Source organism: Nocardioides sp. GCM10023255 (assembly GCF_042653125.1).
Lineage (GTDB): Bacteria > Actinomycetota > Actinomycetes > Propionibacteriales > Nocardioidaceae > Nocardioides.
In genome coordinates, this window is record NZ_JBHSHU010000001.1 from 313050 (window position 1) to 327362 (window position 14313).

A 14313-nucleotide genomic window follows, 5' to 3' on the forward strand; every position below is an offset into this window, starting at 1 on the left:
CTGCGGGTGTGAACCCACCCCCCGACAGGAGCCGACGGCCGCTGAACCTCCAGCTGCGCTCGACGCTGGCGGGCGAGGCGGCCGCGTCGGCCGCCGAGGTGGAGTCCGCGCTGCTGACGCCCGCCGACCCCACGGCGGCGGCGTTCTTCGACGTGGACAACACCGTGATGCAGGGGGCGAGCATCTTCCACCTCGCCCGCGGCCTGCACCGTCGCCACTTCTTCACCACGCGCGAGATCCTGGGTGCCGCCTGGAAGCAGGCCTACTTCCGGATGGTGGGCGTCGAGGACCCCGACCACGTGGCCGACGCCCGCACCTCCGCCCTCGGCTTCATCGCCGGCCACACGGTGAGCGAGCTCGAGGAGCTCGGCGAGGAGATCTTCGACGAGGCGATGGCGCACCGGATCTGGCCGGGCACCCGGGCCCTGGCCCAGCTGCACCTCGACCAGGGCCAGCGGGTCTGGCTGGTCACCGCCGCCCCCATCGAGATCGCACAGATCATCGCCCGCAGGCTCGGGCTGACCGGGGCCATGGGCACGGTCGCCGAGCACGTCGACGGGGTCTACACCGGTCGCCTGGTGGGTGACCTCCTGCACGGTCCGGCCAAGGGCGAGGCCGTCAAGGCGCTCGCCGCCCGGGAGAACCTCGACCTGGCCGCCTGCTCGGCGTACTCCGACTCCTACAACGACCTGCCGATGCTGAGCCTGGTCGGCGACCCCTGCGCCATCAACCCCGACGCGAGGCTGCGCGCCCACGCCCGCGAGATGGGCTGGCGGGTGCGCGACTACCGGACCGGTCGCAAGGCCGCCCGGGCGGGCCTGCTGATCGGGGCCGTGGCCGGCGCGGCCAGCGGCACCGTGGCGGCCGGGGTGGCGCTGCGCGGCCGCCGGCACTGAGCCCGGCCCGGGCGATTCCTTTACCCACGTGGCCTGGCCCACGTTTTGGTGTTCAACTGTTCACAGAGCGGGTGAGGCCGACCTACCATGACCGGGGCTTGGGGGAAAGCTGACCGGGAGGGTCTCGTCACGATGTCTTGGGATGGACTGGATCGAGCGCAGGGCCTCGATGCCCTGCGCGCGGCCGTCTGCCGAGCGCTGCTCGGCGCGGACGTCGCGCTGGCTGCCGGCGGCGTCCAGGTGCTCCTGTCCGAGTCCCTCACCGACGGCGAGGTCGGCGCCACGGCGGGCGGTCCGGGCGGCTTCGGCGACGAGGAGCTCGCAGCGTCCTCGGAGGAGTCGGAGACCGAGCGCACCCGCCTGATCGCCCTGGTGGAGCTCGCCCGCGGGGGCGACGCCGACGCCTTCGGTCTTCTCTACGACCACTACCAGCCGGCCGTGCACCGCTTCCTCTTCTACCGGACCCGCTCCACGACGCTGGCCGAGGACCTGACCTCCGAGACCTTCTTCCGGGCGCTGCGGAGCATGACCAGCTTCCGCTGGCAGGGCAAGGACTTCGGTGCCTGGCTGATGACGATCGCCCGCAACCTCGCCACCGACCACTTCAAGGCCGGACGGACCCGCCTCGAGCTCACCACCGAGGACATGGGGCTCCACGACGACGCGACCGAGGGGCCCGAGGAGACGGTCCTCGCTGGGCTCACCAACGAGATCCTGCTCGACGCGCTCCAGCAGCTGCCGGACGAGCAGCGCGACTGCCTGGTGATGCGCTTCCTGCAGGGCATGAGCATCGCCGAGACCGCCGCCGTCCTCGACCGCAGCGACGGCGCCGTCAAGCAGCTGCAGCTCCGCGGGGTCCGCAACCTCGCCAAGCTGATGCCCGAAGGGATCCGGGAGTGATGAACGCCACGTCAGCACTCGTTGCCCCCCGGTCCGGGCGGGCCGTAACCTCCCGCCCCCACGCCTCGTTGACGGCGGTGTCGAGCCTCCACTTCCGGAGCCCGACGACCGACGTGATGACAGGACAGAAGCGATGACACCCGTGTTCGCGGCGCGACGGCGCGCCGAGGAGTTCGCGGCCCGGGTCGAGGGGTCCTCGACCGCCGGTGGCGACGACGCACGGTACGCCCCCCTGCTCGACCTGGTGACCGCGATGCGCGCGACGCCGGCCCCCGAGCCCCGACCGGAGTTCGTGAGCGCGCTGCGCGAGAGGCTGATGGCCGAGGCACCGGCCGCGCTCGCAGCCGCGGACACCTCGCGACTCGCCCTCCCGCCCCGGCAGCCCAGGCGCGAGCGTCGGGTCGCCGCCGCCATCGGCGGACTCGCGCTCGTGGGCGCGACCACCTCGATGGCGATGGCGGCCCAGAGCGCCCTGCCGGGCGACACCCTCTACCCGATCAAGCGGGCGATCGAGGACGTCCACACCGGCATCAGCGTGGGTGAGGGCCAGAAGGGCTCGACCATGCTCGCCAACGCCGGCGACCGCCTCGACGAGGCGACCGAGCTCAGCCGCGGTGGCGACCTCGGCGACGACCAGGCCATCGCGGACACCCTCGGCGACTTCACCGACCAGGCCTCCGAGGCCTCCGACCTGCTGCTGGCCGACTACTCCCAGCACGGCACCGAGGCCTCGATCGACAAGCTGCGCGACTTCACCGCCACCAGCCTGGGCCAGCTCACCGAGCTGGAGTCGCTCGTCCCGGAGCCGGCGCGCGACGAGCTGATGCACGCCGCCCAGGTGCTCATCACGATCGACACGGCGGCCCAGCAGGCCTGCCCGACCTGCGGAGGCGGTGGCATCACCCAGATCCCGCCCGTCTTCGCCGCCTCGTCGTCCCAGCTCCCCACCGCTGCCCCCCAGGGCTCCGCACACCACGGGCGGCGCGGCGAGCACGGGCACCGGAACGGCTCCCCGCACCTGCCCCCGGTGGGCGCCGACGCGCTGCCGCCCGGCAGCGTGCTCGACCCGGGCACCGGCGGCGGGTCGACGGGCCCGAGCCCCACGGACCCGACCAAGGACCCGATCACCACGCTGACCGACGGGATCACCGGCGGTGGGTCACAGCCGACGGACGACCCGAGCCTGCCCGGTCTCGACGACACGGTCGACGACGTCACCGACGGGGTGGGCGAGCTGCTCGACACCACCGGCGACACGCTCAACGGCACACTGCCCTGACCTGCGCCTTGCCCTGACCTGGGCCCCCGGCTCGCAGCCGCCGGGCGCCGTCCGGACCCGCAGCGGTCAACGGGTCAGCGGAAGACCGACTGCCGCTTCATCAGCAGCGTGTAGAGCGTCTGCTGGATCGTCTCGCGCACCTGGTCTGTCACGTTGAACACCAGCATCGGGTCGTCGGCGGCGCCGGCGTCGTACTCGTCGGTGCGGATCGGCTCCCCGAACTCCAGCAGCCACTTCGACGGCAGCGGCACCAGCCCCAGGGGGCCGAGCATCGGGAACAGCGGCGTGATCGGGATGTAGGGCACGCCCAGCAGCCGGGCCAGCGAGGGGATGTTCCCGACCAGCGGGTAGATCTCCTCCGCACCCACCACGGCCAGCGGCACGATCGGCACGCCGGTGCGCAGCGCCGCGGAGACGAATCCGCCCCGGCCGAACCGCTGCAGCTTGTACCGCTCGGAGTACGGCTTCCCGATGCCCTTGAAGCCCTCGGGCCACACGCCCACGAGCTCACCGCCGCGCAGCATCCGCTCGGCGTCCTCGTTGCAGGCCAGGGTCGCCCCGCCCTTGCGGGCCATCGTGCTGACGAACGGGAGCTTGAAGACCAGGTCGGCGCCGAGCGGCCGCAGGAACCGGCCGGTGTGGTCGTGGATCGAGACCATCGTCATCAACCCGTCGACCGGGACCGTGCCGGAGTGGTTGGAGACCACCAGCGCGCCGCCGTCGGTGGGGATGTTCTCCGCGCCGCGGACCTCGATGCGGAACCACTTCTCGGCGATCGGTCGGAGCGCCGCCATGAAGAACCGCTGCGCGATCTCCTGGTCGAAGCCGTACTCGTCGACCACGTAGTCGCCGGTCACCCGACGGCGCAGGAAGGCCAGGAAGCGGGCGAGCTGCGGCTCCCACTGCTCGCCGAAGACCTCGCGGGCGGCGTGCTGGAAGGCCGCCAGCCAGTCGGCGGTGGGGATGCCGGCCAACGGCGCCCGCTCCTCGGTGGTGACCGGGCCGCGCCCGGTGGCCGGTGGTGCGGCGTCCTCGGCGATGTCCTCGACGGTGTCATCGAGGGAGTCGTCGGGCCGGGGGTCCGGTGGCCGCACGGCCTTGCGGGCGGCAGGCCGGGCACCGGGCGCGAGGTTGCGGGCGGCGGAGGACGGCTGCGTGCCCGTCCCGCGGCCCGGACGACCACGCGTCCCGATAGGGATGATCTCGGCGTCACCCACGGCCGGCTCCGATCGGCTCGTCGACGGGAGGCAGGGCGCGGGCCAGGCCGGCCAGCGCCCTCTCGGACAGGCCGCCGGTCGGTGGCAGCGCGGACGCGAAGTCGGCGAAGGCCTCGGCGGTGGTGAACGCGGGCTCGAAGCCCAGCACCTCGCGCATCGCGCGGGTGTCCACGCCACGACCGTAGGTCAGGAACGCGATCTGCTCCGGCGAGAAGTCGGCCAGCCGGGCGGAGCGGAGCGCGGAGCCGACGCCACCGACCGCGAAGGCGGGCATGGGCACCGCCGGCCGCTGCAGACGGCGGATCGCCTGGGAGAGCATCAGCACGCCGTCACCGGCCACGTTGAAGGTGCCCGGGACCTCGTGGGCGACCGCGTGGCCGAGCACCGCGAGCAGGTCCTGCTCGTGCAGGAACTGCAGCCGGGGGTCGTGGCCGAGCACGGTCGGGATCACCGGCAGCCGGAAGTACGACGTCAACGGGCTCGAGACGTGCGGCCCGAGCACGTTGGCCGCGCGCAGCAGCGTGACCCGGACGTCGGGTCGGCGGCGCGCGAAGCCGCGGACGTAGCCCTCGATCTCGGCGACGTCCTTGGCGTAGCCCGAGCGCGGCGCCCGGCGCGGCTCCATGTCCTCGGTGAACATCGCCGGGTCGCGGCTGCTCGCGCCGTACATCGTCGTCGTCGACTTCACCACGAGGTGCTGGAGGCCGGGTGCCTTCTGGCAGGCCGCCAGGAGCTGCATCGTCCCGATGACGTTGAGCTCTTTCATCGTGTTCCGACCCCCGGCGCTGCCGGGGGTCGAGATCACGCTCATGTGGACGACGGTGTCGACGTCCTCCTTGGCGATGACCTTGGCGATGACAGGGTTGCGGATGTCGGCCCGCACGAACGAGACGTCACCGACGTCGCCGCGCGGCGGGACCACGTCCACACCGATGACACGCTCGACGGCAGGGTCGGTCGCGACGGCTCGTGCGAACCGTCTGCCGAGGTCGCGCGAGACCCCGGTGACCAGGACTACTCTGCCGACCCTGCCCATCGCACGGGGGGCTTACTTGCCGAGCTTGCGGCGCTGGACGCGCGTCTTCTTCAGCAGCTTGCGGTGCTTCTTCTTGGCCATGCGCTTGCGCCGCTTCTTGATGACAGAACCCACGGGACACCTTTCAAAGACTGTTCGTCACCCCGGGAGAACACCCGAAGGACCCGGACAGCCTATAGGCCCGTCCGGAACAGGCAGAATCCGGCGGCCCGAGTCCACCATGTGGGTCTGGATCGATCGACGACGACGAGGTCAGCCGGCGCTGTAGAAGCTCTTGCGGAGGTACTCGTTCGCGTCCTCCTCGCGGACGCGGAACGAGCGGCCCACGCGGACGGCGGGCAGGTCGCCGTTGTGGACCAGGCGGTAGACGGTCATCTTGGAGACGCGCATCATCGCGGCAACCTCGGCAACGGTCAGGAACTTCGCTTCGGAGATGTCCCCGGACGAGTTGGTAGCCATCGTGCACCGACTTTCTTTGCGACCCGCCACCGGCTTCCCCACCGGTGAATGCACGCGTCGCGCACGGTGAGAATAGAGCCTGATGTGACTCGTGGGGAAGGGGTTGCCTAAAGCAACTTGCGTTGCCCCGGCGTGTCCCCTTGCTTCCCCCACCGATTCTTTACTTGAGTCTCACTGTTGCACGTTCAGGGCAGCGGATCGAGCCCATGCCAGGGGAAGATCTCCATCCGGGTGGCGTGGATGGCGCGGTCCAGCCAGGTCTCGGGGTCGTACCCCTCCGACCAGTCCCGGTAGGCGATGGTCCGGCCGTCGGTCATCCGGTACGGCGGCGTCCGGCCCAGGCCGTCGCGGACGTAGGCCCGCCAACCGTCCGGGGTGTCGGTCGCGGGGTCCAGGGGGCGCCCGGCGACGACCGCCAGCAGGTGGGTCCAGGCGCGCGGCACGACCTCGACCAGGGCGTACCCGCCACCCCCGGTCACGACCCACCGGCCGCCGGTCACCTCGTGCGCGAGGTCGTGCAGCGCCAGGTACGCCGCGCGCTGACCGTCGACGGTCAGCATCAGGTGCGCCAGCGGGTCCTCGATGTGCGAGTCGCACCCGTGCTGGGTGACCAGCACGTCCGGGGCGAACTCGCGCACCAGCGGCGGGACGACCGCGTGGAAGGCGCGCAGCCAGCCGGCGTCGCCCGTCCCCGGGGGCAGGGCCACGTTGACGGCGCTGCCCCGGGCCTCCTCGCCGCCCACGTCGGTGGGGAACCCGGTCCCGGGGAAGAGCATCTGGCCGGTCTCGTGCAGGCTGATCGTCAGCACCCGAGGGTCGTCCCAGAAGATCCGCTCGACGCCGTCCCCGTGGTGGACGTCGATGTCGACGTACGCGACCCGTTCCGCCCCGTGGTCGAGGAGGTGCTGGATGCCGACCGCGACGTCGTTGTAGATGCAGAACCCGCTGGCCCGGTCCCGCATCGCGTGGTGGAGCCCGCCGGTGATGCTGACCGAGTGCAGGCTCTCACCGGTCCAGACCTGTCGGCACGCCTCGACGGTCGCGCCGACGATGTGGGCCGCGGCGTGGTGCATGTCGCGGAAGGCCGGGTTGTCCTCGGTGCCGAGCCCGAACTCCTCGTCGAGCACGCCCGGGACGGTGCCGGCCCGGGTCACCGCCTCGATCAGGCGCGGGTCGTGGACCGTGGCGATCAGGGCTTCGTCGGCCATCGGCGCGGGCACCAGCCGCAGGCCGTGGTCGAGGACGCCGAGCTCCTCGGCGAGCCGCATCGTCAGGTCGACCCGGATCGGGGACATCGGGTGCGCGGGTCCGAAGTCGTACTCGGTGAGCGACTTGTCGAACACGACCGTCGCGGGGCCGGAGCACTCGGGCATGGGGGGCACGCTACCCGCCACCAGGGCACCCACGAGGGTCGCGCCACACGGTGGGCCCGTGCCAGACTGGGGGCGTGCTGACGAACCCGACCCACCAGTGGTGGCCCGCCTGACGGCGGACCCCGTTCGAAGCACGCACTTCACCGGCCGCCCTCGAGGCGGCCGTTCCCATCTCCAGGTCCGTGCGGACCGTTGGTCGCCCCGGGGCCCTCACCCCAGGAGAACGACCATGACCACTGCCCCCACCCGCCGCCTCTCGCTGCTGACCCCGTCCGGCCGGCTGACCCTCGGCAACCTGCTCGGCGCGCTGCGGCCGATGGCGCAGGACCAGGACGACGCCTACTACGGCCTCTCGGACCTGCACGCGATGACCACCGCCCACGACCCGGGCCGGCTCCGGTCGCGGACCCTCGAGATGGCGACGCTGCTGCTGGCCGTCGGGCTGGACCGGGCGACGCTGTTCCGGCAGAGCCAGGTGCCGGCCCACACGTCCCTCGCCTACCTGCTGGAGTGCACGGCCTACACCGGCGAGCTCGGCCGGATGATCCAGTTCAAGGAGAAGAGCACCGCCTCCAGCCGGGTGTCGCTCTACACCTACCCGGTGCTCATGGCCGCCGACATCCTGCTCTACCGGCCGGCCGTGGTGCCGGTGGGTGACGACCAGCGCCAGCACGTCGAGCTGACCCGTGACCTCGCGCTGCGCTTCAACCGGGCCTACGGGGAGGTGTTCACGGTCCCCGAGATCGCCACACCGGCGGTCGGCGCCCGGGTCATGGACCTCGCCGACCCCACCCGGAAGATGAGCAAGTCGGCCGACGCCGCCGGCTCGGTCTTCCTGCTCGACCCGCCCGACGTGGTCCGCCGCAAGGTGTCGCGCGCGGTCACCGACTCCGACACCGGCGCGTCCGCGGTGCGCGCGGACCGGGACGCCAAGCCCGGCGTGACCAACCTGCTCGAGATCCTGACGGCCTGCGGCGGCTCGGCGGCGGGGATCACGACGTACGGCGCGCTGAAGAAGGCGGTGACCGATGCGGTCGTGGCCGAGCTCGAGCCCCTGCAGAAGAGGTACGCCGACCTGGCCGCGGACCCGGCCTACGTCACCGGGGTGTACGCCGCCGGCGCGGCACGCTGCCGGGAGGTCACCGCGCCGGTGCTCGCCGCCGCCGAGGCCGCGATCGGGCTCGGCTGAGCCCGGTCAGTCCAGCAGCGCCGCGCGGACCAGGTGGGCGGTCTCGAGCGGCCGTTCGAGCGAGGGCAGGTGACCGGCCCAGGGCAGCTCGACCAGCTCGGCGTCGGGCAGCACCCGGGCCAGCTCGCGCGCGGTCTCGACGAAGAACGGCAGGTCGTGCGCACCGGCGACCACGGTGACCGGCATCGTCAGCCGCGCGAGGTCGACGGGGAGCTCGGCGTTCTCGACCTCGCCGGCGGCGACCTGGTTGCCGAGGATCCCGCGCTGCATCTTCCACAGCAGCTCACGGGCGTCGTCGGGGGCGTCCGGCCCCAGGAAGGTGGCGACGTTCAGGTCGGTGGCGGCCTCGAGGTCGCCGGCGTTCACGAGCGCGCCCTCCTCCTGCCAGAACGACCGCAGCCGCTCGTCGGGCTCGGCGACCTCGGCGAGCGCATCGAGCAGGACGAGCCGCTCCACCCGGTCCGGGGCGGCGGAGGCGACCTGGAGCGCGACCCAGCCGCCGTACGACGCGGCCACCACCGTGCAGCGCTCGACGCCGAGCTCGTCGAGCAGGGCCAGGACGTCCCCGGCGTCGGAGTAGGAGGTGCCCGCCTCGAGAGGGGTGTGGCCGTAGCCGCGCAGGTCGCAACGGACCACCGAGTGGCCGGGCACCAGCTCGTCGACCTGGGTGTCCCACATGCGCAGGTCGGCGACGCCCGCGTGCAGCAGGAGGACGGTGGGGCCGGATCCCTCGACCCGGTGGTGGAGGCTCGTCATGCGGCGATCCTTCCAGCAGGGCCGATCCAGCTGCACCTGGATTGGCGGGTGCACCTGGATCGGCGGGGGCTCACGCCATGAAGCCGGCGACGACGCGACCGAGCTCCTCCCCGGCGTCCTCCTGGAGGAAGTGGCCGGCGTCCGCGATCACCGGGTGGTCGAGCCCGCGGGTGCCGGGCACGAGCTTGCGCAGGACCGGCGCCATCGCGCCGGTGATCGGGTCGCCGTCGCTGAACGCGGTCAGGAACGGCCGGTCCCACCGGGTCAGCACCTCCCACGCGGCACGGTTGGCCTCGGTCGCGGGATCGTCGGGCCGGGTGGGCACCAGCGTGGGCATCACCCGCGGGCCCACCTTGGACGCCTCGTCGGGGAACGGCGCGTCGTAGGCCGCCCGGGTCGCGGCGTCGAGGCCGCGCACGCAGCCGGCGGCGACCAGCCGCCCGATGTCGAGCACCTCGGCCCTCTCCACGGCCTTGCGGAACATCCACCAGACCTCGGGCATGTCGAAGTCGCCCGTGGGGAGGCCGGTGTTGGCGGCGACGACGCTGGCGAACCGGTCCGGGTGCTCGGCGACCAGGCGCAGCCCGATCAGGCCGCCCCAGTCCTGCCCGACCAGGGTCACGTCGCGCAGGTCGAGGTGGTCGAGGGCGAGGGCCCGGACCCACTCGACGTGGCGGGCGAACGAGTGGTCCTCGGCGCGGGTCGGCTTGTCCGAGCGTCCGAAGCCGACCAGGTCCGGTGCGACCACCCGGACGCCTGCGTCGGCCAGGACGGCCATCACGTGGCGGTACAGGAAGGACCAGGTGGGCTCTCCGTGCAGCAGCAGCGCCACCGGCCCGTCGGCGGGGCCGGCAGCGACGTACGCCATCCGCAGGGTGCCGCCGTCGCCGTCGGGGACCTCGGCATACCGCGGCTCCCACGGGAAGCCGGGCAGGTCGGCGAAGCGGTCCTCGGGCGTGCGGAACGTCTCCATGGCCGCCAGTCTCGCAGGCTCGGCCGGGGTCAGGACCCCTCGGCGAGGGCCCGCGAGCGGTCGCGTGCGGCCTCCATCGCAGCGAGGAACGCCGCACGGACCTTGTGGATCTCGAGCTCGCGCAGCGCCGCCGCGGTGGTGCCGGCCGGCGAGGTGACCTGCTCGCGGAGCACCACGGGGTGGGTGCCGGTCTCGCGCAGCATCTTCGCCGAGCCGACGACGGTCTGGACGACCAGGTCGGTGGCGGTGGCGCGGGGCAGCCCGAGGTGGACGCCCGCCTCGATCATCGACTCGACCACGAAGAAGATGTAGGCCGGACCCGAGCCGGAGATCGCGGTGACCGCGTCCTGCTGCCGCTCGGGGATCCGCAGCACGCGGCCGACGGAGGCCATCAGCGCCTCGGCCTCCGCGAGGTGGCTGTCGTCGCAGTGCGAGCCGGGCGAGATCGCCGCCATGCCCTCGTCGACCAGCGCAGGCGTGTTGGGCATGACCCGGACCACCGCGACACCCTCGGGCACCCGGGCCTCGATGAAGCCGGTCGTGATGCCGGCAGCGAGCGAGACCACGAGCTGCCCGGGGCGCAGCTCGCCGGCGATCTCGGCGAGCAGGTCGCCCATGTCCTGGGGCTTGACGACCAGGGCGAGGGTGTCGGCCTTGCGGGCCGCCTCGACGTTGGAGACGACGGCGACGCCGTACCGCTCCTCGAGCTCCCGGGCCCGCTCGGGGCGTTTCTCACCGACCAGCAGGTTGTCGACCCGGCGCCCGGCGCGGACCAGGCCCGAGAGCAGCGTCTCCCCCATCACGCCTGCGCCGAGGATGGCGGTCTGCGCCTGCTGCGTCATGTCTGCGGCCGCTCCTGGGCTACTTCTTGGAGATCAGGGACTTCAGGAAGAATGACAGGTTCTGCGGACGCTCGGCGAGGCGTCTCATGAGGTAGCCGTACCACTCGAGGCCGTAGGGGATGTAGACCCGCACGGTCTCCCCGGCGTCGGCGAGGCGCTTCTGCTCCTCGGGACGGATGCCGTATAGCATCTGGAACTCGTAGGAGCCCTGCGCGCGGCCGTAGCGGCTGGCGAGCGAGGACGCGATCTCGACCATCCGGGGGTCGTGCGTCGCGATCATCGGGTAGCCCTGACCGGCCAGCAGCACCTTGAGGCAGCGGACGTAGGACTTGTCCACGTCGAGCCGGTCCTGGAAGGCGACCGTCTCCGGCTCGGAGTACGCGCCCTTGCACAGCCGCACCCGCGAGCCCTCGTAGGCCAGCGCCCGGCAGTCGGCCTCGGTGCGGTGCAGGTAGGCCTGCAGCACCGCGCCGGTCTCGGGGAAGTCCTTGCGCAGCTCGCGCAGCGTGGCCAGCGTGCGGTCGGTGGTGGTGTGGTCCTCCATGTCGAGGGTGACCGTGGTGCCGGAGTTGCGGGCGGCCCGGCAGATGGTGCGGGCGTTCTCGAGCGCGACCTTGTCGCCGACCTCGGGCAGCGCCTGGCCGATCGCCGAGAGCTTGACCGAGACCTCGGCGCCGCGGGTCAGGCCGCGGGTCGAGAGCTCCTGGAGCACCTCGAGGTAGGCCGCGACCGTCTTCTCCGCCTGCTCCACGTCGAGGGTGTCCTCGCCGAGGAAGTCCAGCGTCACCCGCAGCCCGTCGTCGGCGAGCCGGGCGGTGGCGTCGACGGCGGACTCGGCGGTCTCGCCGGGGACGTAGCTGGTGACGATGCCCGAGGAGACGGGCATGGTGCTGACGAGGTTCTTGACCTTCTCGCTGCGGGCGAGCAGAAGGATCGGCTGACGGAGCAGGGACATGCGGCACAGGTTACGCCGTGGTTCGCGCTCCCGACGAAGCGGCGAGGCGCTCCCGCCGGCGTCGCCGGGGCCGCTCTCAGGCGGTACGCCGGCGCAGGGTGACCGCGCCCAGGGCCAGCCCGGCCAGCGCGAAGCCGGCGACCACGGCGACGTCCTGCCAGACGTCGGCCGTGCTCGTGCTGGTGGTGAGGTGCTGCATCGCGTCGACGGCGTAGGACAGAGGGAGCAGGTCGCTCACCCGCTCGAGGAAAGCCGGCAGCAGGTCGCGCGGGATGATCAGGCCGCACAGCAGCAGCTGCGGGATCAGCAGGGCCGGCATGAACTGGACCGCCTGGAACTCGGTCTGCGCGAACGCGGAGACGAACAGCCCCAGCGCGGTGCCGAGCACGGCGTCCGCGACGGCGACGAGGGTGAGCAGCCAGACCGGACCGAGGACTTCGAGCCCGAGCAGGCCCACGCTCACCGAGACGGCGAGCACCGACTGGACCGCGGCGGCGAGCCCGAACGCGAGGGCGTAGCCGACCAGGAAGTCGAGCTTGCCCATCGGCATGGAGAGCAGTCGCTCCAGGGTGCCGCTGGAGCGCTCGCGCAGCGTGGTGACGCTGGTGACCAGGAACATCACGATGACCGGGAAGATGGCGAGCAGCGCCGGGCCGATGCGGTCGAAGGTCGCGGGGGCGGACGCGTCGTACATCCACCAGAGCAGCGACATGAGCAGGCACGGCAGCACCAGCAGCATGGCCAGCGTGCGGTGGTCCCGGCGCAGCTGCGTCAGCACCCGCGCGGCCACGGCCAGCGTGACCCGGGGCCTCACGCCGGGTCCTCGACCAGCGCGAGGAACGCCGACTCGATGTCGGCCGTGCCGGTCCGCTCGCGGATCTCCGCGGGCGTGCCGTCGGCGATGATCCGCCCCTCGCGCATCAGCAGCAGCCGGTCGCACCGGTCGGCCTCGTCCATCACGTGGCTGGACACGAAGACCGCCGCCCCGTCGTCGGCGAGCCGGTGGAACAGCGCCCACAGGTCCCGGCGCAGCACCGGGTCCAGGCCGACGGTGGGCTCGTCGAGCACGAGCAGGTCGGGCCTTCCGAGCAGGGCGACCGCGAGGCTCACCCGCGAGCGCTGGCCCCCCGACAGCCTGCTCACGACCTGGCCACGCTGCGGCCCCAGGTCGACCGCGTCGAGGCAGGCGTCGACCGCGGCCCGCCCCGCCCCGAGCACCCGGGCGAAGAAGAGGAGGTTCTCCGCGACCGTGAGGTCGTCGTACACGCTCGCGGCCTGGGTGACGTAGCCGACCCGGTCGCGCAGCCCGCGGCCGCCGGCCTCGGCGCCGAAGACCGTCACCGTGCCGGACGCGAGCTCCTGCACCCCCACCAGCGAGCGCATCAGCGTCGACTTGCCGCAGCCCGACGGGCCGAGCAGGCCGGTCACCCCGCCCCCGATGGTGAGGTCGAGGTGACCCAGCACCTCGCGGCCGCCGCGCACGACCGTCAGGTCGCGCACCTCGACCGCAGGGTTCGTCATGCGCCGATCATGCTCTGCAGGCGGCGTGGTGCCCAGCACTTCCCAGGCGGTTCCTGACGTTCTCAGGCGTTGCAACGGCTGAGAACCTCAGGAGTCACCGGTGCACCGGTGACTCCGCCACCGCCTCAGGGCGTCGGCACCACCGAGTGCTCGCGGGCGAACTCCAGTGACTCCAGCAGGTCGCGCTCACGCTCCTCGCGGCTGCTGCACTTGCGGGTGTTGATCTCGACCACGATCTCCCCGCCGAACTCCGTCCGGGCCAGGTGCGCGAGGAACGCCGCGGCGCCCGTCGAGCCGCGCCCGGGGACGAGGTGCTCGTCCTTGGCCGACCCGGTGCCGTCGGTGAGGTGGATGTGGCGCAGCCGCTCCCCCAGCCGCCCGGCCATCGCGACCGGGTCCGAGCGGGCGATCGCGGCGTGCGAGAGGTCGATGGTGGTGTTGGCGTACGGCTCGGCCGAGGGGTCCCAGCCGGGCAGGTACATCTCCATGCCCCGGCGCGTCGTGGCCCGCCAGGGGTACATGTTCTCGACGGCGAAGGCGATCCCCGTGGACTCCTCGAGGGCCGCGATCCCGTTGACGAAGTCGCGGGCGTACTCCTTCTGCCAGCGGAAGGGTGGGTGCACCACGACCACCGCGGCACCCACGGCCACCGCCATCTCGGCCGAGCGCTCGAGCTTCCCCCACGGCTCGGTGCCCCACACCCGCTGCGTGAACAGCAGGCACGGCGCGTGGATCGCGCACACCGGCATGTCGTGGTGCTCGGAGAGCTGCTTGACCGCCGAGGTCTGCTGGCTCAGGGCGTCGATGCCGACCATGACCTCGACGGCGTCGTACCCGAGCTGGGCGGCGTAGCCGAACGCGTGCGCGGACGACTCGGGATAGACCGAGGCCGTGGAGAGTCCGATCCGGGGCGCCAT

At 72.5% G+C, this 14313-nt stretch carries 16 protein-coding genes; 4 read left to right on the top strand and 12 right to left on the bottom strand.

The genetic code is table 11. The features are described 5' to 3' along the window. The first annotated feature begins 8 nt into the window (after nt 1-8). The 3 genes from ACFO9I_RS01535 to ACFO9I_RS01545 all read left to right on the top strand — a co-directional run bounded on the left by ACFO9I_RS01535 (nt 9) and on the right by ACFO9I_RS01545 (nt 3075). Nucleotides 9-896 carry an HAD family hydrolase gene (locus ACFO9I_RS01535; protein WP_379177112.1) on the top strand — a complete coding sequence of 296 codons (888 nt, stop codon included), beginning with the start codon at nt 9-11 and terminating at the stop codon, nt 894-896. Between the two features lie 132 nt (nt 897-1028). Further along, on the top strand, nt 1029-1796 hold the full coding sequence (locus tag ACFO9I_RS01540) for a sigma-70 family RNA polymerase sigma factor (RefSeq protein WP_379177114.1): 768 nt from the start codon (nt 1029-1031) through the stop codon (nt 1794-1796). A 133-nt stretch (nt 1797-1929) separates the two neighbouring features. Continuing rightward, a complete protein-coding gene (locus tag ACFO9I_RS01545; protein ID WP_379177116.1) occupies nt 1930-3075 on the top strand; it encodes a DUF5667 domain-containing protein in 1146 nt (381 codons plus the stop codon). Between the two features lie 74 nt (nt 3076-3149). Here ACFO9I_RS01545 and ACFO9I_RS01550 read toward each other — a convergent pair whose 3' ends face one another. The 5 genes from ACFO9I_RS01550 to ACFO9I_RS01570 form a co-directional block, all read right to left on the bottom strand. Continuing rightward, nucleotides 3150-4292 (bottom strand): 1-acyl-sn-glycerol-3-phosphate acyltransferase, encoded by a 1143-nt coding sequence (locus tag ACFO9I_RS01550; RefSeq protein WP_379177118.1) that lies wholly within the window; start codon nt 4290-4292, stop codon nt 3150-3152. Continuing rightward, nucleotides 4285-5328: an NAD-dependent epimerase/dehydratase family protein gene (locus ACFO9I_RS01555; protein WP_379177120.1), complete on the bottom strand. Its 1044-nt coding sequence runs from the start codon at nt 5326-5328 to the stop codon at nt 4285-4287. Before ACFO9I_RS01555 ends, ACFO9I_RS01550 begins: the two co-directional genes overlap by 8 nt. Nucleotides 5329-5340: 12 nt before the next feature. Continuing rightward, nucleotides 5341-5442, bottom strand: a complete 102-nt coding sequence (locus ACFO9I_RS01560; RefSeq protein ID WP_008356322.1) for a 30S ribosomal protein bS22 — start codon at nt 5440-5442, stop codon at nt 5341-5343. Nucleotides 5443-5580: 138 nt separating this feature from the next. Continuing rightward, a complete protein-coding gene (locus tag ACFO9I_RS01565; protein ID WP_344153105.1) occupies nt 5581-5787 on the bottom strand; it encodes a helix-turn-helix domain-containing protein in 207 nt (68 codons plus the stop codon). Between the two features lie 185 nt (nt 5788-5972). After that, nucleotides 5973-7160, bottom strand: coding sequence for an acetoin utilization protein AcuC (locus ACFO9I_RS01570; RefSeq protein ID WP_379177122.1), 1188 nt, complete (start codon nt 7158-7160; stop codon nt 5973-5975). A 229-nt stretch (nt 7161-7389) separates the two neighbouring features. Between ACFO9I_RS01570 and trpS the strand changes: the two genes are divergently transcribed. Next, a complete protein-coding gene (gene trpS, locus ACFO9I_RS01575) occupies nt 7390-8349 on the top strand; it encodes a tryptophan--tRNA ligase (protein WP_379177124.1) in 960 nt (319 codons plus the stop codon). Nucleotides 8350-8355: 6 nt separating this feature from the next. Here trpS and ACFO9I_RS01580 read toward each other — a convergent pair whose 3' ends face one another. The 7 genes from ACFO9I_RS01580 to ACFO9I_RS01610 all read right to left on the bottom strand — a co-directional run bounded on the left by ACFO9I_RS01580 (nt 8356) and on the right by ACFO9I_RS01610 (nt 14313). Further along, nucleotides 8356-9105: an alpha/beta fold hydrolase gene (locus ACFO9I_RS01580; protein WP_379177126.1), complete on the bottom strand. Its 750-nt coding sequence runs from the start codon at nt 9103-9105 to the stop codon at nt 8356-8358. Nucleotides 9106-9175: 70 nt separating this feature from the next. Next, nucleotides 9176-10078 (bottom strand): haloalkane dehalogenase, encoded by a 903-nt coding sequence (locus ACFO9I_RS01585; protein ID WP_379177128.1) that lies wholly within the window; start codon nt 10076-10078, stop codon nt 9176-9178. A gap of 29 nt (nt 10079-10107) precedes the next feature. Beyond that, the gene (proC, locus tag ACFO9I_RS01590) at nt 10108-10920 is read right to left on the bottom strand and encodes a pyrroline-5-carboxylate reductase (RefSeq protein WP_379177130.1); all 813 of its coding nucleotides are present in this window, start codon (nt 10918-10920) and stop codon (nt 10108-10110) included. Between the two features lie 19 nt (nt 10921-10939). After that, nucleotides 10940-11869, bottom strand: coding sequence for a proline dehydrogenase family protein (locus ACFO9I_RS01595; protein ID WP_379177380.1), 930 nt, complete (start codon nt 11867-11869; stop codon nt 10940-10942). A gap of 82 nt (nt 11870-11951) precedes the next feature. Then, complete coding sequence (locus ACFO9I_RS01600) at nt 11952-12689, bottom strand: ABC transporter permease (RefSeq protein ID WP_379177132.1); 738 nt, start codon at nt 12687-12689, stop codon at nt 11952-11954. Beyond that, nucleotides 12686-13396, bottom strand: a complete 711-nt coding sequence (locus ACFO9I_RS01605; protein ID WP_379177134.1) for an ABC transporter ATP-binding protein — start codon at nt 13394-13396, stop codon at nt 12686-12688. The genes ACFO9I_RS01600 and ACFO9I_RS01605 overlap by 4 nt, the downstream gene beginning before the upstream one ends. Nucleotides 13397-13521: 125 nt before the next feature. Further along, nucleotides 13522-14313: a sugar phosphate isomerase/epimerase family protein gene (locus ACFO9I_RS01610; RefSeq protein ID WP_379177136.1), complete on the bottom strand. Its 792-nt coding sequence runs from the start codon at nt 14311-14313 to the stop codon at nt 13522-13524.

What these genes read in the sequence shown, in the direction of transcription:
- ACFO9I_RS01610 (WP_379177136.1), bottom strand. Translation starts at nt 14,313, where the DNA reads ATGGCGCCCCGGATCGGACTCTCCACGGCCTCGGTCTATCCCGAGTCG.
- trpS (WP_379177124.1), top strand. Translation starts at nt 7,390, where the DNA reads ATGACCACTGCCCCCACCCGCCGCCTCTCGCTGCTGACCCCGTCCGGC.
- ACFO9I_RS01540 (WP_379177114.1), top strand. Translation starts at nt 1,029, where the DNA reads ATGTCTTGGGATGGACTGGATCGAGCGCAGGGCCTCGATGCCCTGCGC.
- ACFO9I_RS01580 (WP_379177126.1), bottom strand. Translation starts at nt 9,105, where the DNA reads ATGACGAGCCTCCACCACCGGGTCGAGGGATCCGGCCCCACCGTCCTC.
- proC (WP_379177130.1), bottom strand. Translation starts at nt 10,920, where the DNA reads ATGACGCAGCAGGCGCAGACCGCCATCCTCGGCGCAGGCGTGATGGGG.
- ACFO9I_RS01605 (WP_379177134.1), bottom strand. Translation starts at nt 13,396, where the DNA reads ATGACGAACCCTGCGGTCGAGGTGCGCGACCTGACGGTCGTGCGCGGC.
- ACFO9I_RS01545 (WP_379177116.1), top strand. Translation starts at nt 1,930, where the DNA reads ATGACACCCGTGTTCGCGGCGCGACGGCGCGCCGAGGAGTTCGCGGCC.
- ACFO9I_RS01565 (WP_344153105.1), bottom strand. Translation starts at nt 5,787, where the DNA reads ATGGCTACCAACTCGTCCGGGGACATCTCCGAAGCGAAGTTCCTGACC.
- ACFO9I_RS01585 (WP_379177128.1), bottom strand. Translation starts at nt 10,078, where the DNA reads ATGGAGACGTTCCGCACGCCCGAGGACCGCTTCGCCGACCTGCCCGGC.
- ACFO9I_RS01570 (WP_379177122.1), bottom strand. Translation starts at nt 7,160, where the DNA reads ATGCCCGAGTGCTCCGGCCCCGCGACGGTCGTGTTCGACAAGTCGCTC.
- ACFO9I_RS01555 (WP_379177120.1), bottom strand. Translation starts at nt 5,328, where the DNA reads ATGGGCAGGGTCGGCAGAGTAGTCCTGGTCACCGGGGTCTCGCGCGAC.